This window comes from Streptomyces sp. NPDC059248 (assembly GCF_042753905.1).
Taxonomy (GTDB): Bacteria; Actinomycetota; Actinomycetes; order Streptomycetales; family Streptomycetaceae; genus Streptomyces.
This window is the reverse complement of sequence record NZ_JBHYZV010000015.1, coordinates 28925-42034: the sequence shown is the minus strand read 5'-3', so window position 1 is coordinate 42034 and position 13110 is coordinate 28925. Positions and strand designations below refer to the sequence as shown.

At 71.4% G+C, this 13110-nt stretch carries 11 protein-coding genes; 6 read left to right on the top strand and 5 right to left on the bottom strand.

What is annotated here, in order from left to right:
* Window positions 1–48 precede the first annotated feature (48 nt).
* Complete coding sequence (locus tag ACFXG1_RS08885) at window positions 49–1791, bottom strand: pyruvate dehydrogenase (RefSeq protein ID WP_384721398.1); 1743 nt, start codon at window positions 1789–1791, stop codon at window positions 49–51.
* A 104-nt stretch (window positions 1792–1895) separates the two neighbouring features.
* Complete coding sequence (locus ACFXG1_RS08880; RefSeq protein WP_384741809.1) at window positions 1896–3254, bottom strand: protein phosphatase 2C domain-containing protein; 1359 nt, start codon at window positions 3252–3254, stop codon at window positions 1896–1898.
* A 239-nt stretch (window positions 3255–3493) separates the two neighbouring features.
* Here ACFXG1_RS08880 and ACFXG1_RS08875 point away from each other — a divergent pair, with 239 nt between their 5' ends.
* Entirely contained in the window at window positions 3494–3970 is a 477-nt protein-coding gene (locus tag ACFXG1_RS08875) for a DUF456 domain-containing protein (protein WP_384713102.1), read from the top strand.
* 74 nt (window positions 3971–4044) lie between these two features.
* Window positions 4045–4422, top strand: a complete 378-nt coding sequence (locus ACFXG1_RS08870) for a PPOX class F420-dependent oxidoreductase (protein ID WP_384713096.1) — start codon at window positions 4045–4047, stop codon at window positions 4420–4422.
* Between the two features lie 52 nt (window positions 4423–4474).
* Here ACFXG1_RS08870 and rsgA read toward each other — a convergent pair whose 3' ends face one another.
* A complete protein-coding gene (gene rsgA, locus ACFXG1_RS08865) occupies window positions 4475–5569 on the bottom strand; it encodes a ribosome small subunit-dependent GTPase A (protein ID WP_384713099.1) in 1095 nt (364 codons plus the stop codon).
* A gap of 356 nt (window positions 5570–5925) precedes the next feature.
* Complete coding sequence (locus ACFXG1_RS08860; RefSeq protein ID WP_384713093.1) at window positions 5926–6810, bottom strand: LysR family transcriptional regulator; 885 nt, start codon at window positions 6808–6810, stop codon at window positions 5926–5928.
* 348 nt (window positions 6811–7158) lie between these two features.
* On the opposite strand from ACFXG1_RS08860, the gene ACFXG1_RS08855 reads away from it, so the two are divergent.
* The 3 genes from ACFXG1_RS08855 (at window position 7159) to ACFXG1_RS08845 (ending at window position 11036) form a co-directional block, all read left to right on the top strand.
* Window positions 7159–7599: a hypothetical protein gene (locus ACFXG1_RS08855; RefSeq protein ID WP_384713090.1), complete on the top strand. Its 441-nt coding sequence runs from the start codon at window positions 7159–7161 to the stop codon at window positions 7597–7599.
* Between the two features lie 147 nt (window positions 7600–7746).
* Entirely contained in the window at window positions 7747–9144 is a 1398-nt protein-coding gene (locus ACFXG1_RS08850) for a TIR domain-containing protein (RefSeq protein ID WP_384713087.1), read from the top strand.
* Window positions 9141–11036 (top strand): SPFH domain-containing protein, encoded by a 1896-nt coding sequence (locus ACFXG1_RS08845; protein ID WP_384713084.1) that lies wholly within the window; start codon window positions 9141–9143, stop codon window positions 11034–11036. The genes ACFXG1_RS08850 and ACFXG1_RS08845 overlap by 4 nt, the downstream gene beginning before the upstream one ends.
* A gap of 38 nt (window positions 11037–11074) precedes the next feature.
* Here ACFXG1_RS08845 and ACFXG1_RS08840 read toward each other — a convergent pair whose 3' ends face one another.
* Entirely contained in the window at window positions 11075–11644 is a 570-nt protein-coding gene (locus tag ACFXG1_RS08840) for a toll/interleukin-1 receptor domain-containing protein (protein ID WP_384713081.1), read from the bottom strand.
* A 265-nt stretch (window positions 11645–11909) separates the two neighbouring features.
* On the opposite strand from ACFXG1_RS08840, the gene ACFXG1_RS08835 reads away from it, so the two are divergent.
* Window positions 11910–13010: a nitrous oxide reductase family maturation protein NosD gene (locus ACFXG1_RS08835; protein WP_384713078.1), complete on the top strand. Its 1101-nt coding sequence runs from the start codon at window positions 11910–11912 to the stop codon at window positions 13008–13010.
* The last annotated feature ends 100 nt before the right edge of the window (window positions 13011–13110 follow it).

Genomic DNA, 13110 nt, shown 5'->3' with positions numbered 1-13110 from the left:
CCCACAGCGGACGGATGTGGTCTACGCCTTCTGCGGGAGCCGATCCGGTCAGGGCCTGGGCACATGGCGCAGATTGGAACGGGCCATCTGGACCATCCTCCCGACCCCGCCGTCGAGGACCATCCTGCTCGCCGACAGCGCGAAGCCGGTCACCATCTCGGCGCTGATCCTGGGCGGGATGGAGAGGGCGTTGGGGTCGGTGACCACATCGATCAGGGCGGGCCCCCGGTGCTTGAACGCCTCCTTGAGCGCGCCCGCGAGCTGGCGCGGCTTCTCGACCCGGATGCCGTACGCGCCCGACGCGCGGGCGATCGCCGCGAAGTCGGGGTTCTGGTTGTGGGTGCCGTAGGACGGGAGCCCGGCGACGAGCATCTCCAGATCGACCATGCCGAGGGACGAGTTGTTGAAGAGGACGACCTTCACCGGCAGGTCGTACTGGACGAGGGTGAGGAAGTCGCCCATCAGCATGGTGAATCCGCCGTCGCCCGACATCGAGACGACTTGGCGGCCGGGGTCGGTGAACTGGGCGCCGATCGCCTGCGGCAGGGCGTTGGCCATGGAGCCGTGGCTGAACGAGCCGATGATCCGGCGGCGGCCGTTGGGGGAGATGTAGCGGGCGGCCCAGACGTTGCACATCCCGGTGTCGACGGTGAAGACCGCGTCGTCGTCGGCGAGCTCGTCGAGGACGGACGCGACGTACTCGGGATGGATCGGGATGTGCTTGTCGACCTTCCGCGTGTACGCCTTGATGGCGCCTTCCAGCGCGTCGGCGTGCTTCTTCAGCATCTTGTCGAGGAAGCGGCGGTCGTTCTTGACCCGGACGCGGGAGTTGAGACAGCGCAGGGTCTCCCGGACGTCGCCCCAGACGGCGAGGTCGAGCTTGGAGCGGCGGCCCAGGTGTTCCGGGCGGATGTCGACCTGGGCGATCTTCACATCGTCGGGAAGGAAGGCGTTGTACGGGAAGTCGGTACCGAGCAGGATCAGCAGATCGCACTCGTGGGTGGCCTCGTAGGCGGCGCCGTAGCCGAGGAGTCCGCTCATGCCCACATCAAAGGGGTTGTCGTACTGGATCCACTCCTTGCCGCGCAGGGCGTGGCCGACCGGGGACTTCACCCGTTCGGCGAACTCCATCACCTCGGTATGGGCGCCCGCGGTGCCGCTGCCGCAGAAGAGGGTGACCCGGTCGGCCTCGTCGATCATGCGGACGAGCTTGTCGATCTCGCCGTCGCCGGGGCGTACCGAGGGGCGGGCGGTGACCAGCGCGCTCTCGGCGGTCTTCTCCGGTGCCTGCCGGGCGGCGATGTCGCCGGGGAGGGAGACGACGCTCACCCCGCTGCGGCCGATGGCGTGCTGGATCGCGGTGTGCAGCAGCCGGGGCATCTGCCGGGGGTTGGAGATCAGCTCACTGTAGTGGGAGCACTCGCGGAAGAGCTGGTCCGGATGGGTCTCCTGGAAGTAGCCGAGGCCGATCTCGCCGGACGGGATGTGCGAGGCGAGGGCGAGAACGGGCGCCATCGAGCGGTGGGCGTCGTAGAGGCCGTTGATGAGGTGGAGATTGCCGGGGCCGCAGGAGCCGGCACAGGCGGCCAGCTTGCCGGTGATCTGGGCCTCGGCCCCGGCCGCGAAGGCGGCGGTCTCCTCGTGGCGGACCTGGATCCATTCGATGTCGGGGGTGCGGCGGATGGCGTCGACGACGGGGTTGAGGCTGTCGCCGACGACTCCGTAGAGGCGCTGGACGCCCGCGCGGACGAGAATGTCGACGAACTGTTCCGCCACGTTCTGCTTGGCCATGGAAATGGGCATCCTTCCTCGCGGTGACCGCCTGAAGGTCCATCAACCCACGGCACGGGGATTCCCGCCTCCTCGGCGGCCCCGGTCGGCCCGGGGGCGCGGGGTCAGCCGGGGGTGTCGTGGACGGCGACGGCGGTGCGGTCGTCCGCGTACCCCTTGACTCTCAGCTGGACGTCGGCGAGGAATCCGGCCAGGCCGGGAGGTCCGCCGGGGTGCCAGCGCCGGGCCAGTTCGTCGCCGAGGCCGGGCGCCTCGCGCAGCGGGTCGGCGAATCCGGGGCCGCAGAGGAGCAGGGTGTCACCGGGGCGGGCGGCGCAGGCCCGGAAGCGGAACGGCTCGTAAGGGGGTGCCGGCGGGTCGGCGGGCCCGTCGTCGTCGCGGGGTCCGGCGGGCGGGACGGCCGGTTCGATGTCCTCCCAGGAGCCGTCCCGGAGCCGGAAGAGTCCGCCGGGGCCGATCCCGAAGAAGATCCGGTTGCGGCAGCGGGGGTCCGCGGTCAGCAGCAGGCAGCGCAGGCCGACGGCGGGGTCGTCGGCGCCGCGTTCGGCGGCGTCGGCGCGGAGCCGGCCGACGACCCTGTCGGTGAGCCGGTGCAGTCCGGCTCCGAGGTCCTCGCGGCGGTCGGCCCTGATGTCGTCGGAGAGCCGGGCGTGGCTGCGGCCGACCGCGCCGCCGATGAGCCGGCAGGCGTCGGCCGCCGTGCGGTGGGCGTCGGGTGCGACGCGGGGGCCGGTGGCGACGGCGATCAGCACCAGGGCGCCGTCCCCGGTGCCGAACCGGGCCGTGAGCAGGGCGTCCTTGCGGGGGTCGCCCCGATAGCGAGCGGAGTCGCCGCGGACGGAGGCGGCGCGCAGCGTCCAGGTGCCGTACCGGGCGCCGTCGACGACGGTGTCGGTGATGGGCTCGCCCAACCGCTCGGGGTCGGCGGCGGGCAGGGCGGTGGGTTCGGCGTCGTAGGTCGGCGGCCGGTCGCCGATGAATCCGGGATGCCCGTCGGCCACCGACTCCGGCGCATCCGGTATGTCCAGCATGTTCGGTACGTCGGTGTCGGCCGGGGTCCTGGGATCGGGTACGCCGGGAGCCGGAGCGGACGGTATGCACTCCCCGGCGACGGGCGCCGCCTCCGGCGGGCCGTCGTCGGTCACGTCGTCGGGCGACCACGGGTCGCCGTCCTCGGGAGCCGGCCGGTCCGTGGCGGATCCGGGGTCGGGGCCGGCCGGGGGATCGTCGGGTACGGAGTCGTCATCGGGCTCCCACCAGGCCCGGGGTCTTTCGGGCGCGGGCGGGTCCGTGGTCGGCGCCGTCGCCGCCGCGGCGGAGGCGAAGTGGTCGTCGAGGCTCGCGTCCCCCGGCGGTCTCTCCGGGTGAACGGGGTCCCGTCCCGGCGCGGACACCGGTTCGTCGTAGAGCCGGTTCCACCAGTCGTCGACCGCGGCGGTGGACGTCTCCCCCTGCTGACTCATGTCCTTAATAGTCCACCGGGAACCGGCCGGTAAAACGGGCCCTTTCAAAGCTGTCGGCCTTTCGTCACCCCGGTCCCGCCGGTCCCCGTCGGCCTCGTCCGGGAAAGGCGGGCCCGACCTGCGCCGGAGCCCGTCCGACGGCTCCGCCGCCGATCTGCTCCGCCCGGAGGACCGGAGTCCGGATCGAGCCACGAGAGGCGGGGGTGGCCGGTGTGGGGGAACCTGGGTGCGTGGGTGGTGTGTGGCAGGAGGTGCTCCTGGGGGGTGTCATCGCGTTCGGGCTCGCCGGGGTCCTGGTGCCCGGGGTACCGGGCCGCTGGCTCGTATGGGCCGCGATGCTCTGGTGGGCCCTGCACGAGCAGACCGGTCTCGCCTGGGGGCTGCTGGTCGCGTCGACGGCCCTGCTGCTCCTGGTCCAGGTGGTGCTGTGGCTGATGCCCACCCGGCGGATCCGGGACTCCGGCGCCACCGGCCGGACGGCGGCCTGGGCGGGCGTCGGCGCGGTCGTGGGCTTCGTGGTGGTCCCGGTGGTGGGTGCGATCCCCGGCTTCGTCGGCGGCGTCTACCTCCGCGAACGCCACCGTCTCGGCGGCCACGGCCAGGCCGTGTCGGCGACCCGCCAGATGATGCGCGCCGCCGGGACGAGCATCCTGGTCGAGCTGTTCGCCTGTCTGCTGATCGCCGGTGCCTGGCTGGGCGCGGTGATCGCGGGGTAACGGCGCTCGTACGGGCAGGGCCTACATCCGGGGGCCGATACCGGGGAGGTGTCCGGGCGTGTGAGGGTGTGATCATGACCGATTTCACCGAGACCGAGCGTGCCTATCTCGCGACCCAGCGGCTGGGGCGGCTCGCGACCGTCGACCCGAAGGGGCAGCCGCAGGCGAATCCCGTCGGTTTCTTTCCCCAGGAGGACGGGACGATCCTGATCGGGGGCTATGCCCTGGCGACCACCAAGAAGTGGCGCAACCTCCAGTCGAATCCGAAGGTCGCGCTGGTGGTGGACGACATCCTGAGTCTGCGGCCGTGGCGGGTGCGCGGGGTCGAGGTCCGGGGCGAGGCCGAGTTGCTGACGGGGCCCCACGACCTGGGGCCGCACTTCAGCCAGGAACTGATCCGGATCCACCCGAGGAAGATCCACAGCTGGGGTCTGGAGCAGGAGTCGGAGTAGGGCCGGTCGGCCGGGCCGGTGACGGGCGGGCCCCGTCACCGGCCCCGCGGCGTCAGCGGGTGTGACGCCCGCGTTTGGCCTCCATCGCGGCGCGTCCCTGCGCGCCCTTGATACGCCACTCGCGGCGCAGTTCGGCGCGTACCCGGGCGTCGGTCTTGGCCACGATGTACTGGTTCTCCCGCAGCAGCTTGCGGAAGCTCTCCAGACGTCGTTCGGGCAGCGCGCCGGACTCGACCGCGGCGAGTACCGCGCAGCCGGGCTCGCTGCCGTGGGCGCAGTCGTGGAAGCGGCAGTCGGCGGCCAGCGCCTCGATCTCCGCGAAGACCTGGTTCACGCCGGTCGTCGCGTCCCACATGCCGACACCCCGCAGGCCGGGGGTGTCGATGAGGACTCCCCCGCCGGTCAGCGGGAGCAGGTTGCGGGTGGTCGTGGTGTGGCGGCCCTTGCCGTCGACGTCGCGGATCGCCTCGACGTCCATGGCGTCCTCGCCGGTGAGCGCGTTGGCGAGGGTGGACTTCCCGGCGCCGGAGACGCCGAGCAGCACACTGGTACCGCCCGCGACGACCGCGCGCAGCACGTCCATGCCGCCGCCGGTGTGCGAGCTGACGGGCAGGACCTCGACGCCCGGGGCGACGCTCTCGACATCGGCGACGAGGTACGAGAGCCCCGTCGCGTCCGGTACGAGATCGGCCTTGGTGAGGACGACGACGGGTACCGCCCCGCTCTCCCACGCCAGGGCGAGGAAGCGTTCGACCCGGCCGAGGTCGAGTTCCCCGGCGAGGGAGACCGCGATGATCGCCGTGTCGACGTTGGCGGCGAGGATCTGTCCCTCGGACCGCTTGGAGGATGTGGAGCGGACGAAGGCGGTACGGCGCGGGAGATACGTCCGCACGTACCGCGGGTCGCCGCCGGCGGGTTCGAGGACGGCCCAGTCGCCGGTGCAGATCACCCGCAGCGGGTCGTGGGGCGTCACGAAGGCCGTATCGGCGCGCACGACCGTGCCGTCGGCGGTGACGACGTCGCACTGTCCGCGATCGACCCGGAGCACCCGCCCGGGCAGCAGCCCTTCGGCGGCGTACGGGGCGAACGCGGTCTCCCACGAGGTGTCCCAGCCGTAGTCGGCCAGGGTGGAGGCGTGGGAGGACATACCGGTGGTGGAGAGATTCAAGGGGGACCCTTCGAAGGGCGGTCCCGGCGGCGCGCTCGGCGCACGGAGATGGGTGTCAGCCGGAGACCACAGGGGTGGGAACGAGGAACTCCTGAACACGGGCGGAGCCCGTCACCGTGACCGTCGTCATGGTCCTCACCTCCTGCTTGCTCGAAACGACCGAAACCAACCGAACCAACCAACCGACCGAACCGGCCGGCGGAACGGAATGAAGAGTAGACCCGCCGCGCGATCCCGCACCAGCCATTTACCGGCGGACGGCCCGTCACACCACCGTCACCGGTCCCGCCCGCGCGCCGGGGCGGGTGCCCGGCCGTCCCGGCGCTCGGCGGGCCTCACCGCGCGGCGGCGACGCGCAGCAGCTCCTCCAGCTCCCGTGCGGCCGGGAGCGGGGTGGTGGGCCGGGCCACATGGACGGTCCGCCGCAGGGCCGGGTCGGTGAGGCGGCACAGCGCGATATCGGCCGGGACGGCCCACGCGGCGAGTGAGGGCACCAGGGCCACCGCGAGCCCGGCGGCCACATAGCCGAACTTCCCGGTCCACTCGGCGATCCTGATGATCTTCCCGGGGGCGCCGCCGATCCGCGCCCAGGCGTCGGCGAGCAGCGTGGGCCGGTCGCCGTACGCATGCTGGACCCATGCCTCGTCACTCAGATCGCGCAGGTCGACCGGTCCCGCCGAGGCGAGCGGGTGTCCGCGCGGGAGGGCGACGAACAGTTCGTCCTCGCACAGCGGGGTGGTCGTGACCCCGTCGGCGGACGGCAGCCCGTAGGGATAGTCGCTGATGACGGCGAGGTCGAGCGCCCCGTCGGCGAGGCGCTCCATCAGGACCGCGCTCGGGGCCTCGACCACGACGGTCTCGACGTCCGGCCGGGACTCGCCCAGCGCCCGCAGGGCCGCCGGCAGCAAGGAGATATGGGCCGTGGCGAACCCGCCCACATGCAACAGCCCGCCGCTTCCGGCGTGGAGTACGGCGAGTTCCCGATCGGCCCGCGCCAGCCGGTCGAGCACCTTCAGGGCGTGCCGGTGCAGCACCCGTCCGGCCGGACTGAGCCGTACGCCCCTCGGTAACCGCTCGAACAGCGGGCCGCCCACACTCTGTTCCAGTGCGGCGATGCGCCGTGACACCGCGGACTGGGTGTAGTCGAGCCGGACGGCCGCCTTGGTGAACGACCCTGTTTCGGCGACGGCCACCAGGAGGCGCAGTGCCTCGGTATCCATACGGACCCCTTCCGTTCCCGTTCCCGTTCCCGTTCGCCCGGACCGGCCGCCCGGCCGCCCGGCCGCAGCCCGCCGCCGTGCGACACATTCCATCAGCACATAGATCGCATGCGATCCCATCGCTGGTGTCATACCTGGGCTCGCCCTAGTGTCGCTGCCAAGGCGACGCTTCCTTCCGTGAGCGGAGAACGCGCCCGGCGGCGAGCGGCCGTACCACCGACCCATGAGATCCCAGGGGGACGTATGTTCCGGAGAACGAGGCCGTCACCGCGGGGGTCCGGCGGAGCCGCGACGGCCGGCCGGCCGAACCCGAACGGTACCGGTGCACCGCCCGCCGGATTCCCCGTCGTGGGTGTGGTGGGCGCCCTCACCCAGTTCGCCCTGCGCTTCGTCACGTTCGCGGTCGCGGCCCTGGTGACGGCGCTGATCTTCATCCGGCCCAATGCCGCGTTGCTCAAGGGCGCCGTGATGATCGCCGTGGTACTCGTCCTGTACGGGCTGCGCCTGGCGTGGCGTGCCGTCATGTCCCGTCGCGGGGGCGGGAGATGCCTGCTCCACGCCGACGGCGTGGCCGTCACCGGCCCGTTCGGCGGCGTCCGGGACGCGGTGCCCTGGCGGGAGGCCGCCACGCTGAGGCGGATGACCCATGTGTCGCTGTTCCTGGCCATACACCGGTTCGAGATAGGGCGGCACGGCCGCCGGCCCCTGGTCCTGATCGCGCTGGGCGCGGAGCCCGCACTGGTCGGGGCGCTGGAGGCACAGGCCGCCCGGAACGGTCTGCGCTACTGAGGCATAGGCGGATCGGTCCCACCCGGTGACGAGGGCACCCGGTGGGGGCCGTTGCCGCGATCCGCTGTCGTCGTACGCCCCGATCGCTATCCTTGTCCGACTGGAGCGCAATCTCCGCGCTTTGACGGGGGTAACACGGTGTACGACGTGTTCATCTCTTACGCCGAGGACGACGCGGACTGGGCCGGTTTGCTCGCCCATCGGCTGCGGAACGACGGCGTACGGGTCTTCTTCGACAGATGCAGCCTGCGACCGGGCGATGTGGTGGTCCACGAGCTGGAAGCCGCGATCCGCAGCTCCACCCACGGCATCCAGGTCGTCGGCCCGCGCACCATGACCGAGCACTGGGCACGGCAGGAGTACGCGGCCCTGGTGCACGCGTCGGGCGAGCGCGGCATGAGGCTGATCCCCGTGCTCTGCGGCGACGCCTGCATTCCGCCGTTCGCCGCCACGCGCGTCTGGATGGACTTCCGGAGACTCAGCGGGCCCGCGTTCGACGAGAAGGCGGCGGAACTGGCCCGTGTCCTGCGCGGCGAGGCACCGGAGAGCGCCGTTCGCGCTCCGGGCGAAGTGCTGGACATCACGCGCTCCCGCGCGCACCGGCCCACGGACGATCCCGCGCCGCCGTCGGTGGTGGTCTGCTATGCCCGCCCGGACACGGACTACGGCGAACGGCTGCTGGGCCAGTTGTCGGGCGCCGGTCTGCCCGTCTGGTCGCTGGGGCATCTCACCTGGGGCGACGACTATCTGGCCACGATCAGGGCGCGGATCGGACAAGCCCTGGCGATGGTCGTCCTGATGTCGCCGGAGGCCGAGGATTCCGAGGACGTCACCCGCGAGATCCTCGAAGGGCAGCGTCACAGCCGGGAGTTCTTCCCGATCCTGTTACGCGGGGAACGCAACTACCTGCTCGCCAGCAGCTGGTACTTCGATGCCCGGAACGGCTCGCTGCCCGGCCCTGAGGAGTTACGGCTGCTGCGCCGGCTCCACCGGCCCGCCGGCTCCCCGCCACCGCCGCCCGCGCCTCTCCAGGCCCCTCCCCCCGCGCCGCCTCCGGCAACGGCCCGCTTCTCCGTCCCTGACGCGCTGGGCAGGCTGGCGGCGCTCCTCGCCGAGCGGGAGACGGAACACGCCGACCTGCTCACGACCACGGTGCTCCTGGAGGCGGTCGGCAGACTCGGCAGCGGATGGATGCGCCGCCCGGACGGGCGGCGGCTGCCTCCTGAGCTGCTGTCCGGTATCGACCGCCTCTGGTCGCGGCATTCGGGCGGCAGACACGGCTTCGGCGCACAGGCCCGGCGCGCCAGGGTGGGCGGCGGCCGCCACACCGACTTCATGGCCCTGTCCCTGGCATACGGCTGGCGCCTCTCGCCCGACGTCACCGTGCCCACGTACCAGCGCTTCACGGACCGGGCCGACGGTCCCGGCTTCTTCCCGACGCTGCGCAACCCGCAGAACGAACGGTACGTGGACTGGTACGACCAGTGGTCGGCGACGGTACTCGCGGTACATCTGCGGCTTCGTGAAGGGGGAGGGGCTCGGTGATCCAGTTGCTGATGGTCCTGGTGGTGACCGGTGGGGTCGTGATCGGTCTGGCCGCCGTGAGAGCACGTACACCGGCGCTGCGCCGCGGACGACGGCGCCGGCCCCAGCGGCCGGGGGCAATCGCCGGATACGGGGCCGGCAAGCTGGGGTCCTGGACGGGCTGGTGCGTGGTGCCCGCCGACCATCTCGGCGTCGTCTACCGGCGTATCGGGCGCGCCCAGTCGGATCAGCGGTTCAAGAAGGTCACTCCCTACCCGGCCCGGGGCATCCAGGCCCGTACGCTCCTTCCCGGCCGCCCGTACTGGCTCACCCCCTTTCTGCACCGGGTGAAGTTCGTCCCGCTGACCCGTGTCGCGGCGGGAAGCATCGGACTGGTCACCGCGACCGAGGGAGCCAGACGGACTCCGCACCGCGCCCTCGGGCAGTTCGTGGAGTGCGACAACTTCCAGGACGGCGCGGCCTTCCTCCTCGGCGGCGGCGAACAGGGCCGGCAGCTCGCCGTCCTCAACGGCGACAGCGCGTACTACATCAATCCCGAGCTGTTCCAGGTCGAGATCGTGCCCCGGACCTATATCGAACCGGGCACCATCGGTCTGGTCGTCGCCAAGGACGGTGCCATCCGGCCGCCGGACCGCCCCTTCGGGAGACATGTGGAGTGCGACAGCTTCCAGGACGGTGGGGCCTTCCTCCTCGGCGGCGGCGAACAGGGCCGGCAGCTCGCCATCCTCAACGGCGGCACGCACTACAACATCAACCCCTATCTCTTCGAGGTGCTCACCGCGAAGAACGTGGGCAGGACCGGCCAGGACACCGGGGGTCTCACCCCCGCCCACCTCAAGGACATCCTGATCCCCGTCGGCTGCACCGGAGTGGTGATCGCCCTCGACGGGGCCGAGCCGGAACGGGGCAAGCACCGTGTCGGCCCGCTGGTGGAGGGCCACAGCAGCTTCCGGCTGCCCTGGGTGTTCCTCGCCGGAGGTGGCTGGCGGGGAGTCCAGGAGCAGACCCTCGGCGAAGGCCCCGTCTTCGCCCTCAATCCCTGGTTCGTCCGTGTCGTCGTCATCCCGACCCGGCTGCTCATCCTCGACTGGAGCAAGAAGGCGAGCTCCCAGGCGGACAACTACGACGCCGCGCTCGACCGCATCATGGTGAACGTCCAGGGACACCGGCTCCAGGTGGAACTCCGCCAGACGCTGAACATCCCGGAGACGGCGGCTCCCCGGCTCGTCAGCGAGTTCGGCGATCCCTCGACGTCCGGGGTGGGCGGCCTGGTGAACAATCCGGCGCCCGTACAGCGCTTCGTCGAACGGGTACTCGGCGGGGCCGTCGACACCTATTTCAACGGCATCGCCGCCGAGTCCACCGTGGAGGAATTCCTCACCCTGTACGCCAGTATCCGTACGGATCTGGCGGCCCAGGTCCGCAACGCCCTCGCCGCGTGGGGAGTGGAAGCCGCGAGCACCAATCTGGGTGAATTCGAATCCCTGGACGCAGACCTCGACAATGCCCGAAAGCGGGTATCGGCGGAACAGATACGCACCCAGGAACTGGAGGAGCAGCGGAAGAACGCCCTTATCCAACGGGATATCAACAGGCTGGAGAACGAGAGCGAGCGTGACCACAGGCTGCTGAACGTCACCGAGCTGGAGCGCAGGATCGAACTCCTCGGCCGGGACGCGATCGCCATGCAGATCTTCCTGGCGGAGCTCAAGCATATGAATGTGCCGCAGGTCGTCAGCGGAGACGCCGGTTCCCTTCTGCAGTATCTGCCGATGCAGCGCGCCCTGGAGTTGATCGACGGGGCGAAGCAGCGTGCCGGGCAGACATCGCTCACACCTCCCGCGGCGGAGCAGGACGGCGCTGTTCCCGAAGCCCCTCACGAACCGGCCTGAGAGGTGTCCGCCGCGGCCGGCGGCACGGTCCCCGTCGCTCACGCGCCGCGCAGAGCCGACGCGATCGCGTCGACGCCGCGGGCGTACTCGTCGTCGCCGCCTCCGCGGAAGTCCACGCAGTAGCGGGTGGCGGCGAACTCGGGCAACTCGACGTCCCCCACGACGACGGGGATGAAGAGCCGCCCGGACTCCATCGACCGCTGCATCAGCGCGGCGTACTCCTGCCCGGTCCAGCCGCCGTCGACCGACGCCCGGCTGAACACCAGCACCCCATGGGCCGCCGCGCGGATCGCCGCCTCGACCGTATGCACCCGGAGCCCTCCCGGCCTGGCCACGACTTCGTCGTAGGCCACCCGGAGCCCTCGGCCGCTCAGCCGTTCCGCGAACGACCGCACCCAGTCGGCGTCCTCGGAGCCGTACGAGATGAACACGTCGTAGCGCGGCGGCTGCCCGGGATCCCCGGGCGGCGGCGGAACAGGGGGCGGACCGGGTGGCGGACCGGTACGGCGCCGGCGCCGGGAGAGCTGATGGCGCACCGCCACATAGGCGAAGTAGGAGCTGGCGACCCCGGCGATCGCACCGACCGCACTGAGAAGTAATCCGGTCATGTCCACGCACCCCAGGCTAGGGCCTGGGCACGCGGGTGCCATGGGGCGCTCGACGTACTCGCGTCCGGCGCGGCGCGGCCCGTGCGGGAGCCGGAGGACTCCCCTACCCGGCCGGCCCGGCACCGGTCGCGCGTTCTCGACTGTTCCCGCGTTCGCCCGTACCGCCGAACCCCGTCACCCCCGAAACACCCGGTCGCAGCACACCGAGCCGCCATCTGGTCACTCCATGTGGCGGGCGTTCCGAAACGACCCTAGCTTCGGCGGTATGACGAAACGCCACAAAAACCACCTATCACCCCTTCGGGGCCGGCGGCGCGCGGGTGTCGTCGCTGTCGCCGTCGTCGCGGTCGCCTCCGGGGTCGCCGCCGCGCCAGCCCACCACGGCGGACGTCACTCGGTCCAGCCGGGTGAGTCGATCTCGGCCGCGGTCGCCGCCGCGCGTCCCGGTGACACGATCGTGGTGGCCCCGGGGACGTACCGCGAGAGTGTGGAGATCACCACCTCCGGCGTCACCCTGCGGGGCTCGGGCCCCGGGACCGTCATCGCGCCCCCCGCCGACGCCGAGCAGCGGGCCGTGAGCGCCTGTGCGAAGGCGGGCAACGGGATCTGTGTCACCGGCACGGACGACGCCGACGTCACCGGGGTGACCATCCGGTCCCTGACGATCTCCGGCTTCACCAAGGGCGGTCTCTGGGCGTCCCGTACCGAAGGACTCACCGTCCGGGACGTGACCGCCGAGAAGAACGGGACCTGGGGCCTCGGCCAGGAGAAGTCCACCCGGGCCGTCTTCCGCGGCAACACCGCCCGCGGCAACGGGGACGCGGGCATCATGCTGACGAATATCGTCGGGCACGAGGCGGCGGCCATCGACAGCCGCGGCACCGTCGTCGCGGACAACACCCTGACCGACAACCGCCTCGGGGTGATGCTCAAGCGGATCCGGAACGTCTCCACGCACTCCAACGAGATCACCGCCAACTGCGCCGGGATCTTCGTCGTCAGCGACGAGTCACGACCGGGCTCCGGGGACATCACCATCCGCTCCAACACCATCCACGAGAACAACAAGTTCTGTCCGGCCACTCCGCGACTGCCCGCCATCCAGGGCTCCGGGATCGTCCTGACCGGCTCCGACGCCAGCGTCATCAAGGGCAACTCGGTCCGCGGGCACCAGAGCGACACCCTCCTCGCCGGAGGCATCGTGCTGGCCGAGAGCTATGTCGGCGCCGTCAACACCGACAACGTCATCGAACACAACACGGTGACCGGCAATGTGGCGGCCGACCTCGTCGACCGCGGCAACGGCTCGGGCAACACCTTCGCCCGTAACGAGTGCGCGTCGTCCAAGCCCGCCGGACTGTGCTGACCCGTCGAGCCCTGCCCCATCAGGACCCGACCCGTCAAGCCTCCACCCGTCCAGCCCCCACCCGGTGCCCGGCGCCGGGAGAGCAGGAGAACGAGCACAC

Excerpts from the sequence above, each read along its gene's own strand:
- ACFXG1_RS08885 (WP_384721398.1), bottom strand. The coding sequence starts at position 1,791 with ATGGCCAAGCAGAACGTGGCGGAACAGTTCGTCGACATTCTCGTCCGC.
- ACFXG1_RS08880 (WP_384741809.1), bottom strand. The coding sequence starts at position 3,254 with ATGAGTCAGCAGGGGGAGACGTCCACCGCCGCGGTCGACGACTGGTGG.
- ACFXG1_RS08870 (WP_384713096.1), top strand. The coding sequence starts at position 4,045 with ATGACCGATTTCACCGAGACCGAGCGTGCCTATCTCGCGACCCAGCGG.
- rsgA (WP_384713099.1), bottom strand. The coding sequence starts at position 5,569 with ATGTCCTCCCACGCCTCCACCCTGGCCGACTACGGCTGGGACACCTCG.
- ACFXG1_RS08860 (WP_384713093.1), bottom strand. The coding sequence starts at position 6,810 with ATGGATACCGAGGCACTGCGCCTCCTGGTGGCCGTCGCCGAAACAGGG.
- ACFXG1_RS08840 (WP_384713081.1), bottom strand. The coding sequence starts at position 11,644 with ATGACCGGATTACTTCTCAGTGCGGTCGGTGCGATCGCCGGGGTCGCC.
- ACFXG1_RS08835 (WP_384713078.1), top strand. The coding sequence starts at position 11,910 with ATGACGAAACGCCACAAAAACCACCTATCACCCCTTCGGGGCCGGCGG.